14 protein-coding genes are annotated in these 14,124 nt (G+C 63.7%); 5 read left to right on the plus strand and 9 right to left on the minus strand.

Annotation, left to right across the window (positions count from 1 at the left end; genetic code table 11):
- Window positions 1-44: 44 nt before the first annotated feature.
- From E2C06_RS32230 to E2C06_RS32245, 4 genes are all read right to left on the minus strand, one after another.
- Entirely contained in the window at window positions 45-611 is a 567-nt protein-coding gene (locus tag E2C06_RS32230; protein WP_206664786.1) for a DUF1003 domain-containing protein, read from the minus strand.
- Between the two features lie 180 nt (window positions 612-791).
- Entirely contained in the window at window positions 792-2,159 is a 1,368-nt protein-coding gene (locus E2C06_RS32235) for an HWE histidine kinase domain-containing protein (RefSeq protein WP_133292675.1), read from the minus strand.
- Between the two features lie 152 nt (window positions 2,160-2,311).
- The gene (locus tag E2C06_RS32240) at window positions 2,312-3,544 is read right to left on the minus strand and encodes a sensor histidine kinase (RefSeq protein ID WP_133292676.1); all 1,233 of its coding nucleotides are present in this window, start codon (window positions 3,542-3,544) and stop codon (window positions 2,312-2,314) included.
- A 219-nt stretch (window positions 3,545-3,763) separates the two neighbouring features.
- Window positions 3,764-4,765 (minus strand): sensor histidine kinase, encoded by a 1,002-nt coding sequence (locus E2C06_RS32245; protein WP_133292677.1) that lies wholly within the window; start codon window positions 4,763-4,765, stop codon window positions 3,764-3,766.
- Window positions 4,766-5,004: 239 nt separating this feature from the next.
- Between E2C06_RS32245 and E2C06_RS32250 the strand changes: the two genes are divergently transcribed.
- Window positions 5,005-6,555 carry a hybrid sensor histidine kinase/response regulator gene (locus tag E2C06_RS32250; RefSeq protein ID WP_133292678.1) on the plus strand — a complete coding sequence of 517 codons (1,551 nt, stop codon included), beginning with the start codon at window positions 5,005-5,007 and terminating at the stop codon, window positions 6,553-6,555.
- Window positions 6,556-7,049: 494 nt separating this feature from the next.
- On the opposite strand, the gene E2C06_RS32255 is transcribed toward E2C06_RS32250, so the two are convergent.
- The 4 genes from E2C06_RS32255 to E2C06_RS32270 form a co-directional block, all read right to left on the minus strand.
- A complete protein-coding gene (locus E2C06_RS32255; RefSeq protein ID WP_133292679.1) occupies window positions 7,050-7,361 on the minus strand; it encodes a hypothetical protein in 312 nt (103 codons plus the stop codon).
- Between the two features lie 207 nt (window positions 7,362-7,568).
- Window positions 7,569-7,991: a hypothetical protein gene (locus E2C06_RS32260; protein WP_133292680.1), complete on the minus strand. Its 423-nt coding sequence runs from the start codon at window positions 7,989-7,991 to the stop codon at window positions 7,569-7,571.
- Window positions 7,991-8,359 carry a hypothetical protein gene (locus tag E2C06_RS32265; RefSeq protein WP_133292681.1) on the minus strand — a complete coding sequence of 123 codons (369 nt, stop codon included), beginning with the start codon at window positions 8,357-8,359 and terminating at the stop codon, window positions 7,991-7,993. The genes E2C06_RS32260 and E2C06_RS32265 overlap by 1 nt, the downstream gene beginning before the upstream one ends.
- Before the next feature lie 1,303 nt (window positions 8,360-9,662).
- Window positions 9,663-9,974, minus strand: a complete 312-nt coding sequence (locus E2C06_RS32270; protein ID WP_133292682.1) for a hypothetical protein — start codon at window positions 9,972-9,974, stop codon at window positions 9,663-9,665.
- A 503-nt stretch (window positions 9,975-10,477) separates the two neighbouring features.
- Here E2C06_RS32270 and E2C06_RS32275 point away from each other — a divergent pair.
- The 4 genes from E2C06_RS32275 to E2C06_RS40510 all read left to right on the plus strand — a co-directional run bounded on the left by E2C06_RS32275 (window position 10,478) and on the right by E2C06_RS40510 (window position 12,491).
- Window positions 10,478-11,149: a LabA-like NYN domain-containing protein gene (locus E2C06_RS32275; RefSeq protein ID WP_133292683.1), complete on the plus strand. Its 672-nt coding sequence runs from the start codon at window positions 10,478-10,480 to the stop codon at window positions 11,147-11,149.
- Window positions 11,150-11,554: 405 nt separating this feature from the next.
- Window positions 11,555-11,665 carry a 2-dehydropantoate 2-reductase N-terminal domain-containing protein gene (locus E2C06_RS41245; RefSeq protein ID WP_165982798.1) on the plus strand — a complete coding sequence of 37 codons (111 nt, stop codon included), beginning with the start codon at window positions 11,555-11,557 and terminating at the stop codon, window positions 11,663-11,665.
- 15 nt (window positions 11,666-11,680) lie between these two features.
- Window positions 11,681-11,980: a 2-dehydropantoate 2-reductase N-terminal domain-containing protein gene (locus E2C06_RS40950; protein ID WP_165982799.1), complete on the plus strand. Its 300-nt coding sequence runs from the start codon at window positions 11,681-11,683 to the stop codon at window positions 11,978-11,980.
- On the plus strand, window positions 11,862-12,491 hold the full coding sequence (locus E2C06_RS40510; protein ID WP_206664787.1) for a ketopantoate reductase C-terminal domain-containing protein: 630 nt from the start codon (window positions 11,862-11,864) through the stop codon (window positions 12,489-12,491). Before E2C06_RS40950 ends, E2C06_RS40510 begins: the two co-directional genes overlap by 119 nt.
- Window positions 12,492-12,504: 13 nt before the next feature.
- On the opposite strand, the gene E2C06_RS32285 is transcribed toward E2C06_RS40510, so the two are convergent.
- Window positions 12,505-12,696, minus strand: coding sequence for a hypothetical protein (locus tag E2C06_RS32285; RefSeq protein ID WP_133292684.1), 192 nt, complete (start codon window positions 12,694-12,696; stop codon window positions 12,505-12,507).
- Between the last annotated feature and the right edge of the window lie 1,428 nt (window positions 12,697-14,124).

The following is a 14,124-nucleotide window of genomic DNA, read 5'->3' on the forward strand; positions in this document are numbered from 1 at the left end:
GGCCATGGCCAAGGCTCAGTTCGCCGTCCTGTTCGGCCAGCGCTTCACCAAAGCCCTGGCCTGACCGTGTCGTTCAACCGACCGGACGCACACGGAATTCCTGACACTCCCTCGAGCACGGCTTCCGGGGCCACGTCCTTCTTGATCTCCTCAATCTCGGGGTCGGCGTTCGCCCTCACCCCGGCCCGCTCCGCCACAGCGGTGACGAGTTCCACCAGCTTCGTCAGTTCGTGCTCGGTGAGCAGGCTGACGTGCAGGTCGAGGTCGGCGCGTTTGTCCGCGGCTGCCGCCATGCGGTTCTGGCTGATCAGCACGAAGGTGGACAGGAAGATCGCCTCCACCGACGCCACCATCGCCAGGATGACGAAGGACGGGTCGAACTTGGGCACGCCCGGCACTATGCCGAGGTTCACCACGATCCAGGCGCCGTAGAGCGCAAGGTGCAAGTAGACGAACCGCATGCTGCCGGTGAAGCGGGTGATCACCTCGGCGACCCGCGCCTCCATCGGGGCAGCGGCAGCCTCCTGCCTGCGGCGCTCTTCTAACACTTCGATGTTCCGCCTCAGTGCGCTGCTCAGGCTGTCGGGTCTTGGCGGCGGGATGGTCGGCATTGCTTCTTCCATGAGGAACTATTCTCGCCTTCGGGAGGCGTGTGCGCATCGTTCGTTCCAACGCAGCAGACGGCCGATGTGGCGTCGTTTCCTACTCCGGACGGTGGCGCAGGGCCGTTGCAGGCTTTACAGCATCACGCAGGGAGAACGCAGGAAGGCGAGCGCCTTCACCTGTGTCGGTCAGTGTGGGGTGCCGCGCAGTTCCGGCAGAGAGATCGTGCAGCGCAGGCCCTCCGGCTCAAAGCGCAGGTCTGCTGCCATGCCCGCCTGCAACGTCAGCCCGCGCCCTAGCAGCCGTAGCCCGAAGCCACGCCGCGCAGGCGGCCCCGTAATCGGCGGCCCGCCTCGCTCCACCCACTCCACGCTATTCCGTCGTACCTCGTCGCCGTTGCCAACCGGGGCAAGGCACGCCACCCGCACGCGACCACCCGGCGCCAATAGCGCGCCGTGCCGGAGCGCATTGGTGGCAAGTTCATGCACCGCCATGGCCAGGGTGAGCGCCACGCCGGGCGGCAGGAAAACGTTCGAAGCTTCGCAGTCGGAGAGGTCCACCCGAGCGGCGTCTATCGCCAGCGGTGCGAGGCCAGCGCGCACCACCCCGGCAAGCGGCGCCCCAGTCCAGTCCTGGCGGGTGAGCACATCGTGCGCGCGGGCCAGGGAGAGGATACGCCGCTGAAAGGTGGCCGCGAAGGCCGAGAGGTCGGGCGATCCGTCCCGTGTCGCCAGCAAGGTGAGCGACTGCACCACCACGAGGGTGTTCTGCACGCGATGGTTAAGCTCGTTCGCCAGCAGCGCCCGCCGTTCCTCAGCCTGCCGCCGCTCGGTGTGGTCGCGCATAACCGTCAATAGTCCAAGCGGCGGTGCGTCCGGACCGGCCTGTGGGTCACGGAGCGGCATCGCCAACCCACTGCCCCAAAAACGTGTGCCATCCTTGCGCAGGTGCCAGCGCTCGTTCTCGGCCCGCCCCTCCGCGAGAGCGATTGCAGCTTCCCGCTCCGGCCGCCCGGCGGCCCGGTCCTCGGGGGTGAAGATGATGTCGGCTGGCTGGCCGACGATCTCGTCCTCGGCCCAACCCAGCACTCGCTCAGCGCCTACATTCCACGAAGTAACGCGCCGGTTTAGGTCGGCGGTGAAGATCGCGTAGTCGGCGGCGCTGTCGAGGATGAGGTGCAGTCGCTCGTCGCGCTCACGCAAGGCAGCATGGCTCTCCGCCAAGGCGGCGCTGGCGGTCCGCAGCGCCTCGCTGTCCGCCTTCGATGCGGCAAGATCAGCCCGGCCCGCTGCCATCTCCCGCCCGTGCCGCGCCTCGGCACTGGCTGCCACCAACCGCGCCGACGCGTCGTCTGCCGCGTGGTCGGTGCCCTCCCTGGTGAGTTCGCTGGCATCCAGCCCAGCGACCTGATCGGCCGCAACGCCCAGGCGGGCGAGTGCCCCACGCAGGATAGAGACTTCCGCCTCTAGCTCCGCAACTCGGGTGCGGGCGCCTGATCCGTCCTGAAGTGCCGGGACAGCGGCGAGGCTTGTTGATGCGTTGTCGAAGCCGTTCATGAGCACACACAAAGGAAAAGCGGGTATTCAAGATGTAAACCCGGTTGTCCTGAATGCGTTCCCATCAACCAGTTGTTGAAGAATAGCGTACAACGGCAGTTTCAACGCGTGATGGGTTGCCGACTGCCTCTGGGGTGGAGTGATCGGCCCAGTCAGCCCGGCGCGGCGTCCGGGTCTGGGAAGGTGACCACAACGGCGGTGCCCTGGCCGCCACGCCCGGCCTCCATCACGGCCCGGCCCTTCACCTGCTTGGCGAACATCTCAATGAGCCGCAGCCCGAAGGAGCCGGCGCGCCGCTCGGCCGACATGCCTGCTCCGTCATCCTCGATCAGCAGCCGCATCGTCCCGTCACCGTTGGCGTGCAACTCGACCCGGACCTGCCCCTCGCGGCCGTCGGGAAAGGCATACTTGAGCGCGTTGGTTACCGCCTCGCCGACGATCAGGCCGAGGGGGAGAACGAGGTCGGGGCTCCACACCGCCTCCTCCTCGGTCTCCACCTCGACCGTCACCCGCCCGCCCAAGGGCGACAGACCCTCCTCCATTTCCCGGCAGAGGCGGCGGAGGTAGTCGGGGCAGTCAACCGCATTCGGGCTGCCGGTCTGGTAGGTCAGGAGCGCATGCACCCCACCGACGCGCCTGAGCCGGCCCATCGCGGCTTCCAAAGCGTCGCGGCAATGTGGGTCTTGAACGTGGCGCGCCTGTACCCCAAGCAGGGAAGCCGCGAGTTGCAGCGCATTCTTGGTCCGGTGATTAACCTCCCGGATCAGGAAGTCGCGGTAGCGGATGTCTTCCTCTCCCTGAGCTAGTGCATCACGCAGGGCAGCCTCGGTCCTTTGCCGCCGCTCGACCTCCTCTTGCAGCCGCGCGTTGACCTCCTGGAGGCGGCGCGTCCGGGTGGCCACGCGCCGGTCCAGCGTCTCTTTGGCCGCGCGCAGGTCCCACTCGCGCGCCACTCGCTCGCTGATGTCGAGAAAGGAGGCGAAGTGCTGGACGACCCGGTCACCCTCGGAGACCGGGCTGACGAACATGGAAACCCAGACCTCACGGCCGTCCTTGGTTCGGAATGGCACGTCCTCGATGAAGTTCAGACCGGCTGCAATCGCCGCTTCCACGCGCCCCGCCACCTCCGGGCTGGCGTGCTCGCCGAGAAGGAAGAAATAGTCCTGCCCGAGCACGTCGGCCTGCTTGTAGCCGCACATCCGTACAAAGGCGTCGTTCGCGTAGATGATCGGATTGCCGGCAATCCGCGGATCAGTAACCACCATCGGCACACGGGTGGCCTGGACCGCTGCCACGAAAGGGCCGTTCCGCGCCTCGATGTCGCAGAGAACCCGTTCCGCGGCGGCCTGACCTTCGCGGTTCCGGGGTTGGCTGCTGACGGGCATCAGTGTCCTTCACCGTGCTTCCGCCCCTGTCCCGGCAGGCGCAATCCCCGGCACCGGCTCCGCGCCGGAGCGCGCCGGGCAACGTAAGTTGACGCATGGATGCCCGGCCAGCAACCCCGTCGCGCGAGCGGTCGCCCACTTTTGCACTGTTGGTGATGGGTCAATGCGAACAATGCCGGCGGTCGTGCCCCAATCACGTTGATGCGGCAGATGGCGCTCTCACGAAACCAAACGCGCCTTGCTCATCCGGAGCACGACCACGACGCCCCTGGCCTGCCAGTCGTAGATGATGGAGCCACCGAGTTGCTGGCGCAGGCTCAGGTCGAGCAGCTTGCTGCCAAAGCCCCCCGGCCCGGCGGGCGCAGTGACCCGCGGCCCGCCCCGCTCCGTCCAGACCACCGCAATCTCGCCATCGGCCTCCGTGCAGATCACGTCGAGCGTGCCGCTCGCGCGGGACAGGGACCCGTACTTGATCGAGTTGGTGGCAAGCTCGTGGATGATCAGCGCAAGCGCCGTGGCCGAGGCTTCGCCCACCGGCACCTTCGGCACCGACACCCGGATGCGGTCGCCGATGCTGCCCTTGCTGTCGTAGGGTGCGAGAAGGACGGTGAACAGGTCGCCGAGTGACGCAGCCATCATTCGGCCCCCAGACATCGGCCGAATCAGATCGTGCGCCCGACCCAGCGTGGCCAACCGTTGCCTCAGGTCACGCTCCATCTCCGTCGTTGTTGCCGCGGAGCGCGCGGCGATCGAGGTAAGGCTGGCGGCGATGGCGAACAGGTTCTTGACCCGGTGGCTTATCTCGCCCGCGAGCATCTCGCGGGCCTCCTCGGCCTCCTTCCGTGCCGTACTGTCGAGAAACACGCCGAACATGAGCCGGCCGACGATGCCCTCATCGGCGCCGCGCCCGCGCGCTGACACCCAGCGGGTGCCGTCCGGGCGAAGAATGCGGAAGTCGATTTGATAGGGTCCCGGTGTCGTTCGGGTCACCTGGAACGCGGTTTTCACCCAGTCGAGGTTGGGTGGGACAATGTGCGCCGACAAGTCGGCGAAGGTGAACGGACCGTCCCGCGGCACACCCCAGAGGGCGTGGGCGCGCTCGTCCATGGCGATCTCGTCGGTATCGACATTCCAAGACCATAGGCCGATGCCAGCGGCGTTGGTTGCGATCCGCAGGTGCTCCGCGTCCCAGACCAGGGCATCGGACCCCTCCCACGACATTGCCCGGCTCCTCCTGCGTTCGACCAGGATAGGCGGCACGCCGTGTATGGCCGACTGCGTATCCTGGCACGTCCTCATTCTACGAGCGCGGCCGTCTCCGCCCATCATGGCGGGCACACGCGGTCGCAAAAAAGCTTCTTCCGCTTCCTTTTTTCGTCATCGACTTACGATTGACATGCCTCGCGGAACTCGCCATTTGCGGCCCCGTTTCCATTCCGCAGCAAAGGGTGGCCAGCAGGATGATGCGCCGCCAACCGGGCCTGGAAGACCGGACATACCGCCTGCTGGTCGAGGCGGTGGTGGACTATGCCATTTTCCTGCTCGACCCCGAGGGCCGCGTCAGCAGTTGGAACGCGGGCGCGCAGCGCATCAAAGGCTACGCCGCCGAGGAGGTCATCGGACGGCCCTTCTCCATCTTTTTCACCGAGGAGGACCGCCGCGCTCACCTGCCCGAGGCGGCAGTCGAGACCGCACGCCAAGATGGTCGGTTCGAGACCGAGGGCTGGCGCGTGCGAAAGGATGGGTCGCGCTTCTGGGCGCTCGCCGTGCTCGACGCTGTCCGCGACGACGCCGGCCACCTTATCGGCTTTGCCAAGATCACCCGTGACATCACCCCCCGCTACGAGGCGGAGCAGGCGCTCCGGGTGAGCGAGCGCCGCTTCCGTTTGCTGGTCCAGGGCGTTACCGACTACGCCATCTTCATGCTCGACCCCGAAGGTCGGGTCGCCGAGTGGAACACCGGGGCCAAGCGGATCAAGGGCTATGAGGCCGAGGAGATCGTCGGCCAGCACTTCTCCCGCTTCTACACCGCCGAGGACCGCGCGGCCGGCGTGCCGGAGGCTATCCTGGAGCAAGCCAGGAGGACGGGGCGGTTCGAGGCCGAGGGCTGGCGGGTGCGCAAGGATGGCAGCCGGTTCTGGGCCAGCGTGGTTATCGATGCCGTCCATGATGAGGACGGCGCTCTGGTTGGCTTCGCCAAGGTAACCCGCGACATCACCGAGCGCCGTGAGGCGCAGCGGTCGATGGAGGAGATGCGGGAGCAGATGGCCCAGATGCAAAGGCTGGAGGCCATCGGCGAACTCGTCGGCGGCATCGCCCATAACTTTAGCAATCTCATCCAGATCGTCTTGAGCGGCATCAGGCTGGCAAGTGCGGCCGCTGGCAGCAACAGAAAGCTCAGGCACATCCTCGCCGACATACGCGCCGCCGCAGAGAAGCGCGCCAGCTTGACCGAACACCTGCTCGCCTTCTCGCGTGACTTTCCGACCAGCCCGAAGGTCATCGACACGTCCGAGGCTTTGCGCGACGTGGCGGACCTGCTCGGTCGATCACTCCCCAGCACCATTCGGGTCACCATCCGCTTGGAAGACGACCTCTGGCCGGTCCGGGTGGACGCGACACAGTTCGAACTTGCGCTGCTCAATGTCGGGCTGAACGCCCGCGACGCCATGCCGGACGGCGGTGTGCTGGAGATCGAAGCGCAGAAACTGACGCTACACGGCGGCGCGGTGGCGGTGACGGGCCGCGTCGTAGCGGTCCACCTGCGCGATACCGGCAGGGGCATTCCCAAGGAGGTGCTGGGGCGTGTGTTCGAACCGTTCTTTACTACCAAACCTCGGGGCGAAGGCACCGGATTGGGACTCAGCCAAGCCTACGGCTTTGCGGAGCAGGCAGGTGGGACGGTCAGGATTCGTAGCGAGCCCGGACGGGGAACTGAAGTGACCTTCCTTCTGCCTGCCGCGGTGGAGGGCGCCGTCGAACACGACGATCCGGTGCAGATGCCGCGCTGAGAGCCGGGAAGCCTGCGACAACGCTTTACAGGGCAACGCCGCGGGATTGCAGGCCACCCCCACATCGCTGCATCGATGCCTTCACCGCCATCTACTAATCAACGCTTCAGGTTTGGATGTCTGCTCCACATTCGTAGACCGACTTCGCAAGTTGCTGACCGGTACACCCGGCTACGGACATTGCAAGATTGTCCCTGAAGCCATCATCCGGCACCGGGATACGAGGAAGGTTCTCCGGCAAGGTCGGCAGCCATTCAGGCCTCTTACTGGAGGGCGCTTTGAGGCTGTGGCGCCGGTCTGGCAGGAACGACCTTCAGGGGCCATGCTCAGCAGACTGCGGGGTGAATATAGCCGCGGTATAGTTGAGCCCTCGGCGGAGGAGCCAGTCCTGTGCGGCTCCCCGGCAGTACACCCCACCAGCAACACGGCGAGGGCGACGACCCCGCCGCGATGATGGCGACATTCGAGCCGGCATTTGCCCGAGTGGTCGTCCTTCACGTCGTGCTGAAAGGCGCGGAGGTGTCCGACATTCCTCTGCCAGAAAAAACAGCGGCATTCATGGACGGCCACTCAGCCCGCCTGCCACGGCTCACGTGCAGCACGGGAAAGCGCTGGTCGTCCTGCCAAGCGCCATAATCGCCGTCTCTGCATCTGCGGATAATAGTTGCGACGTTGGGGTAGGCGATGGTGCCATCCGTTGTGATGGATTTGGCGAACTCTTCGGCGACGGTAAGGTCCGAAAAGATTCGCTCACGCGGCAAGTCACCCCAATCGACGATGTAGTGAACGACGAAGCGCTCCTGCACTGGCCTGCTCCGGTTTGGGACACCCTCAATTCATTACCATTCCAAGGCAATGTATTTGCACACACGTATTAATTATTGGCGACACGAGTTCCGGCGCGAGGTCGAAGCGTCGGACCATCCGGCACCCAGCCCGAGGCCATTGTCACATTGCGAGAGAGGCAGTCGACGGCGCGTGTGTTGGCGAAGGTCGGTACATCAGTCCTTCGCCTACATCTGAGAAGCAGCCGATCTGCACGTCATAATCCGGCGCCCGGCGGAGCGGCGGCCCGTGATGCTCTCGCTCACCGCCTCGCCGGTTGAGCGATTGATAATGAAGTACGCTTGGACACTCTGGCCTTGCTCATTGATGGCAGCATACTCTGCCCGGTAGGTTTGGGGTGTGACAGTCAGTTTGTACGGCTGAGCGTGACTGACAAACGTTCGTTCATTCTCCTGTGCGACTGTCAGAGTACCTGAGTTGGAGACCTCCTCCCACTTGAGCGTGAGAGTCATCCTGTTGCCGCAGCCGAGGACAGCGGTGGTGATCATCTGTTGTTTGAGACCTTCAGACCCAGCCGGTGGCAAGAAGCCACCCTGTGCCGCCACCCAGCTTGGCGCAAGCGCGGCAACAGCGAACAGCAGTTCGCGCATTACCGCGCTCGCGGCCGTAGCAGCACGACGTTACTCACTGCGCCCTGTCCCGCGTCGGCTCCCATCTCGGCTCGGTCGCGAGCATGCCGCATCGACTTCATCCACCAATGTGGTGAGAAGGCCCAGTAATCACCGAGGTGAGAAATGGCGTCCCCGCGCCAGCTTCCCAGGAACTCGATCTCTAGGCGATCTCCGTAGAGGAGCCATCCCATCTGTCGGATCGGCAGGGTTTCGCTGAACTTAGCCTCGGTCAGCAGACCGACTTCTCTACCCCCGCATTCGTCCACCGCTTCGGTGGCGAAGACCGTGCCGGGCGGCAGCAGCTTGACCCAGGCCCAGTAAAAAATCCCATCAAACACGTCGGCCACGGCTGGTTCCCACTTTGTAGGACCGACACTGCACGAGACATTTGGCGACGCAAATTCAAAACGAAGTAGCTACGAATTTGCCGCGAGAGTTCCCGACGAGTGGGGTGCGGCCGAGCGCGTTCTCAGGCGGGCGGACCCCTTTGTCGGTCTCGTCGATGCGCCGGACGACTGCGCGGTCAGTCTGGGTCGTAAGCGCCACGGCAAGATCGGCTGCCCCGGATGGCGCTAATAATGCTTGCACGACTGCCTCGCCGTCGCGCCACCAGCCCAACACAGCCGCGCCGAGCCCGGAGAGAGGCACTATTATTACCGTATTCACACCGGCACGGAGAACGTTGGCGGGCCGCGACTGAGCTTCTTTGAGGCCGCCGAGATGGAGACCACTCTGCGGCAAGCCTGATTTTCCTCGGTCGTGCATTTCGGCTCGACGAGGCATCCAATCGGTACTTGCGCAATCGCACTGATGGCCTGCCTTGGTCGCCATCACGCTACTGCAAATTACACGACCCAAATCGCTCCACCACGATAGCTACGCTGACAGGAACGGCTTTCGGAAGATCGTGAGGTAAGTCCTTTGCGAGACCTTGTGCCGGGGGTTGGCGAGCCGTTCGCCCAGGCGTGAAGCGATTGCCCGCACGATTTCAGGCGCGACGGTAGCGATGCAGCCGGAACCAGTGCCGGCGCTCCATTCTCATCCAGCCAGTAGAACGATGGCTGTTTTCCCGGTCCAACGCTGACGACATAGGTGATGGCATTCATGGTAGAGGGCGGCTCGGACTTGCCTGTTTCAGCACGAGCTTCGGCGCCCGTTCACTGCTGCGGCAGCGGCAGAAGCTTGGGTTGCTGCATTGTCGATGGGGTACGATGCTTCAGTTGAAGTTGGTGTGCAGTTCGCCGTTGGACCGTTTCGACGCAACCAAACATCAGCGAGTTTGTTGCCGTCGCACGCCGCGTCGGCCGCTGGGCCACATACGGTCAGCAACATCGCAATGTAATCCCTAGAGCCGTCCCGGCACCGGGATGCGTGGCAAGTTCTCCGGTAAGGTCAGCAGCCACGCGGGCCTGTTGCTGGAGTGCGCTTTAAGATTGTGGCGGCAGTCTGGCAGGAATGACCGCCAAGGGCCGCACTCCGAAGGCTGTGGGATGTAGGATGTAGGTATTCCGGGTACAGCCGAGCCTTCGCTCGACGGGCCGGCTTTCGGTGACTCCCTCACGGTACATGCCACCACCAACACGGCCATCGCAGTAGCCGTGCCGCGCTGCCGGCACCATTCGGGCCGGTAGATGCCCAAGAAGACGTCCTTCAGGTCGCGCTGAAAATGGCGGAGGCGTCCGACATCGCTTTGCCAGAAAAGACACCGGGATTCACCGACGACCACTCCGCCCGCCTGCCACGGCTTACATGCAGCATGGGAAAGCGCTGGTCGTCTTCCCAAACGCCGTAATCGCCGTCTTTGCACCTGCGGATGATGGTCGCAACATTGGGGTAGGCGGTGGTGCCATCTGTGGTAATGGCTCTGGCGAACTCTTCCGCGACAGTGAGGTCCGAGAAGAATCGCTCACGAGGCATGTCACCCCAATCGACGATGTAGTGAACGACGAAGCGCTGCTGCACTGCCCTGCTCCGGTTTGATACGCGCTCTCTTAAATACCGGACAACAGCACTTAAGTTCTGCGCACGGATCGATTACCTACAACACGAGTTCTGGCGGGAGGTCGCAGCATTTGGCGTCAGGAACGGTCAGTCAAAGGCGTTACCATGCCCGAGAGAGGCAACTCGTGCCGGAAGAAGAAGCGCGGTCGCTGCGGCTGAGGCGCACGAGCGTCTGTGGTGGAACGCTAATGGTCTACATGAACTCCTCCGCCTCGTCGCCGAAAACGACGTCGCTTGCTGCTGGCCGCTCCTACTTCCACGGCATCCATGGCGTGACCCATGCGGCGACGCTGCTTGGGCGACATTGTTGGGTGATAGGAGGATCGAGCTTCGAGTAGATATCCAGGCGCGCGGCTTCCCGGTGGTATGCATCATCTACATCTTGCCACTGCATAGCGGTTGAGATGGCCGGAAACGTTATTTTTTGTAACTATTTTCGGGAATCATTCTGTGTCAGAGTTGCTATGAACCAAATTACGAGAGCCCACGCCTTGCCGCCCGAAAGCACAGAACGCCTCGCCGTCTTCATCGATGGGGCCAACCTTTACGCCGCAAGCCGAAACCTAGGCTTCGACGTTGACTACAAGAACCTTCTGGCTTACTTCCGGCAGCGCTCACAACTTGTCCGCGCCTACTATTACACGGCGCTCCTGGAGACGGAGGAGTATTCTTCGCTTCGGCCCCTGATTGATTGGCTCGGCTACAACGGCTTCTCGGTGGTCACCAAGCCGGCCAAGGAATTCACCGACGTTAACGGCCGCCGCCGGGTCAAGGGCAGCGTGGACATCGAGATGACAGTCGATATCCTCGACCTCACATCGCATCTCGACCACGTGGTGATCTTCTCGGGCGACGGCGACCTGCGTCGACTGATCGAGGCGGTGCAGCGGCGCGGCGTCCGAGTGACGGTGATCTCGACCCTCCGCACCCAGCCGGCGAGCATCGCTGATGAACTTCGACGACAGGCAGATGCCTTTATCGACTTGGCCGATCTCGCCGAGCACATCAGCCGCCAGCAGGTCGAACCACGTCGGCGCGCGATCTCATCCGGTGCTCGACACACACCGTTGCGCGCCACACCTGTCGAACCGTTTCGAATTGCGCCGCAAGATATCACCGACGAGGATGTACTGTAGGCAGAGTGGCTCCGCCACCTGAGAGCCGTCCGCCGCACATCTGATGCAGCGCCCCAAGGCTTAGTGCCAGGGACTGGGTTTTGGAACGCGCTGCAACTTGCCGCGCTGCAGACATGGGCGCCAATCGAGAAGGATGGTTGACCAGTCCCAACCCCGGTTGTCGCAGGTGCCGCACCCAAGCTGAGGGGTAACTCTCTGGATTGGCAGTTCAACTCACGCAACCGGGCTGCGATCGAAGCGAAAGCGGCCGCTCGACACGCCGATGCCGTCGTGGAGGTCGTGCCACGGCCCCGGCCAGCATCGGCGCTCGTGACGAAGGCAGCCGAGTTTTGGCGGCAAGAGCCCGTTCGGGCTTAGGCTCCTGGGCGCAAAGGTGCCGAAGGTCCGGACATCGAGGAGGGCGTCATGCAGGTTCTGGTGGTTGGTGCCGGCGCACTGGGCGGCTATTTCGGCGGCAGGCTGGTCGAAGCCGGACCCGACGTGACATTTCTGGTTCGGCAGCCCCGCGCCGAGTAGATCGCGCGCCACGGATTGCGCATCGACAGCCTTCGCGGCGACGCTGACCTCCGGCCTCCCACAGTTCAGGCAGGCGACCTCGGCGGCCCCTACGACCTCATCCTGTTCGCCGTAAAGGCATATTCGCTCGACGCCGCGATGGAGGACAACAAGCCCGATCGGCGCCGAGACTGTCATTCTCCCGGTTCTGAACGGCATGCGACATCTCGAACTGCTCGCCGCGCGCTTCGGGTTGGATCGGGGGCTTGGCGGCGTGGCCCAGATACCCGCCACGCTCGGCCCGGAGGGACAGATTGCCCATCGGATGGGGCCTGACCACCAACTGATCTTCGGCGAGGTTCAAGGCAGCATTTCCAACCGCACCAGCGCCTTCCTGGCAGTCTTCGACGGCGCGAAATTCCTTCCTCGGGCCAGTGATCATATTGTTCAAGAGATGTGGGAGAAATGGGTTGGGCTGGCCACGCTGGCCGGCGCGACCTGTACGATGCGCGGGAGCGTCGGCGATATCCTAACCGCTCCCGGTGGCCGCGACGCCCTGCGGGCCCTGTTCGCCGAATGTCGGGAGGTGGCAGCAAAATCCGGTCACGAGTCGCGCCCGGCCGTGGTCGAAACCGTCACCGGCTTTCTCACAAAGGAGGGCTCGCCGCTGGCCGCTTCGTTGTTCTGCAATATCGAACGGCGTGGGGGAACGGAGGGCGAGCATGTCCTGGGCGACATGGTAGAGCGGGCAAAGATGCTTCGAACCGACACGCCGCTCCTCTGGCTGGCACGGTGCCACGCCGCCACCCATGAGGTGGGACGTGGACGAGAAGCCGCGGCGGCTTAGCGCCCATGGCGGGTCACCGGCTCAATGGGCAAAACCCCTCCAGCCAGATGCGTTCTGCCTCAGTCCAGAGATCGGCCTTGCCGCGATCGCAGTCAGCATCAATTAAGCCTGTATGCTGGGCATCGGGATGGACCAGGACCGAGTACGGTCGCCGGCCCATGACGACGGCGCGCTCAGCCACGCCGGTGACCGTCACCTGCCGCACGACGATATTGCCCTACCGTGCCTCGATGTCGGCGAGGTCCAGCACGAGGCGTTCCGCCTCAAAATCACGGCGAGGGAGGTCAGGGCTTCCAGGTGATTCCCGGCGGGGGTGCTACGATCGGGCTCCAGTGCGACAAGGCGGCGGATTCTGCTTAGCGCCTGCTCATATGCGGCTTCGTTGACGACCTCGGCAATCTGCATGGCAGTCCATCCATCGGAAAAGCAATGGCTTACAAAGCTAAACTCAATCAAAAGTAGAAAATAGACGCTCTGATTTTCTGCAGTGCGTCATTGCTGCGGCGTCTCATTTGCCTTCGGCACAGCACCGCGCAGGGCTGAGCCAAGATGTCCATTACGCCGTCAATTCGCCCCGGTTCTAACCTGTGCAAGCGATCGCGCCGTGGTCGCCAGCGAATGCCGGGCCTGTCCATCTTGCCGAGCGCCTGTCGGGCCGCTGCTGAGGATGTCGTAGATGCGGCGCCAACAAAGCTCTTTGCCCCGATTCGCCAAGGCGAGCCTGTGCAGCGCCGCGCGAACCCCACTGACTCCGACCGGCAGTTCGTCGAGATACCTCTCACGTGGCCAGCACCGCGCAGGTAGGAGTGCAGTTCGCGCTGCATGACCTTTGCTGCTTGGTAGGTCGTCATCCCCGCGTAATGCTTGTACGCAGCATGAATGGCTGCGTCGCGTACAACGCGTGATTGACCAATGGGCCTCTCATTTTCTGAAGCAAGGCTGTTTCTGCTGCCCGGCGCGAAACCTTGATCAGCGAACGCTCCGTCACCCCGATCCTGTAGCGGCATCTGACACCCGCCCAATCTCCACCGACTCAGAACAGACTTCACACGCTCTGGTTGCCGCACCGCCGCTTCTATCAGGGCAAATGTCTTCGGGTCCCGTCCTGATCGATGCCGAAGCCGATAGGCACTTAGGGCCGTCCGGGAGCAGCAATCATCGTTCTTCCTAGACTGGTTACAACCGACATGGCTCCGGGATACAGAGACCACCTTGATCCGATCGGCCTACACCTACAGCAACCCACGGCTAACTTAACGGAGTGGAAACTATATTGCAGGGATAATAATGCGAGCGAATGTCGGCTGCCCTCCCCCAGGGCTGCCAGTTCGTGGCTTGGACCTCCCCCCAGTCCAAAACCTAAATTATGCCCCTCGATGCCCCTCTCCCAGGGCTCCGCCGCCGACACCCCCCTACCGCGATGCCGAGTCTTGATCAGGCCGAACGGGATGCTGCGTTCCATTTTGCTCCCCTGCTGCGTCAGCAGTTGGCGAACCAGCCAACGACTGACTATGCCGTGGTACTAGGGCCTGTCAGGCCTTAAGTTCTGTGTGTCTACTTGATCCAGTCTATCGTGGCGGCCATGCAGAGCACGCCCATGAAGGAACACGCGGTTTTCTCGTAGCGGGTGGCG

Source organism: Dankookia rubra, from assembly GCF_004355005.1.
In the GTDB taxonomy this organism is placed as follows: Bacteria; Pseudomonadota; Alphaproteobacteria; order Acetobacterales; family Acetobacteraceae; genus Paracraurococcus; species Paracraurococcus ruber_A.

Bases quoted from the DNA above. Each gene is read 5' to 3' on its own strand.
- E2C06_RS32230 (WP_206664786.1), bottom strand. From the start codon at position 611: ATGCCGACCATCCCGCCGCCAAGACCCGACAGCCTGAGCAGCGCACTG.
- E2C06_RS32235 (WP_133292675.1), bottom strand. From the start codon at position 2,159: ATGAACGGCTTCGACAACGCATCAACAAGCCTCGCCGCTGTCCCGGCA.
- E2C06_RS32240 (WP_133292676.1), bottom strand. From the start codon at position 3,544: ATGCCCGTCAGCAGCCAACCCCGGAACCGCGAAGGTCAGGCCGCCGCG.
- E2C06_RS32245 (WP_133292677.1), bottom strand. From the start codon at position 4,765: ATGTCGTGGGAGGGGTCCGATGCCCTGGTCTGGGACGCGGAGCACCTG.
- E2C06_RS32250 (WP_133292678.1), top strand. From the start codon at position 5,005: ATGATGCGCCGCCAACCGGGCCTGGAAGACCGGACATACCGCCTGCTG.
- E2C06_RS32260 (WP_133292680.1), bottom strand. From the start codon at position 7,991: ATGCGCGAACTGCTGTTCGCTGTTGCCGCGCTTGCGCCAAGCTGGGTG.
- E2C06_RS32275 (WP_133292683.1), top strand. From the start codon at position 10,478: ATGAACCAAATTACGAGAGCCCACGCCTTGCCGCCCGAAAGCACAGAA.
- E2C06_RS41245 (WP_165982798.1), top strand. From the start codon at position 11,555: ATGCAGGTTCTGGTGGTTGGTGCCGGCGCACTGGGCGGCTATTTCGGC.
- E2C06_RS40510 (WP_206664787.1), top strand. From the start codon at position 11,862: ATGCGACATCTCGAACTGCTCGCCGCGCGCTTCGGGTTGGATCGGGGG.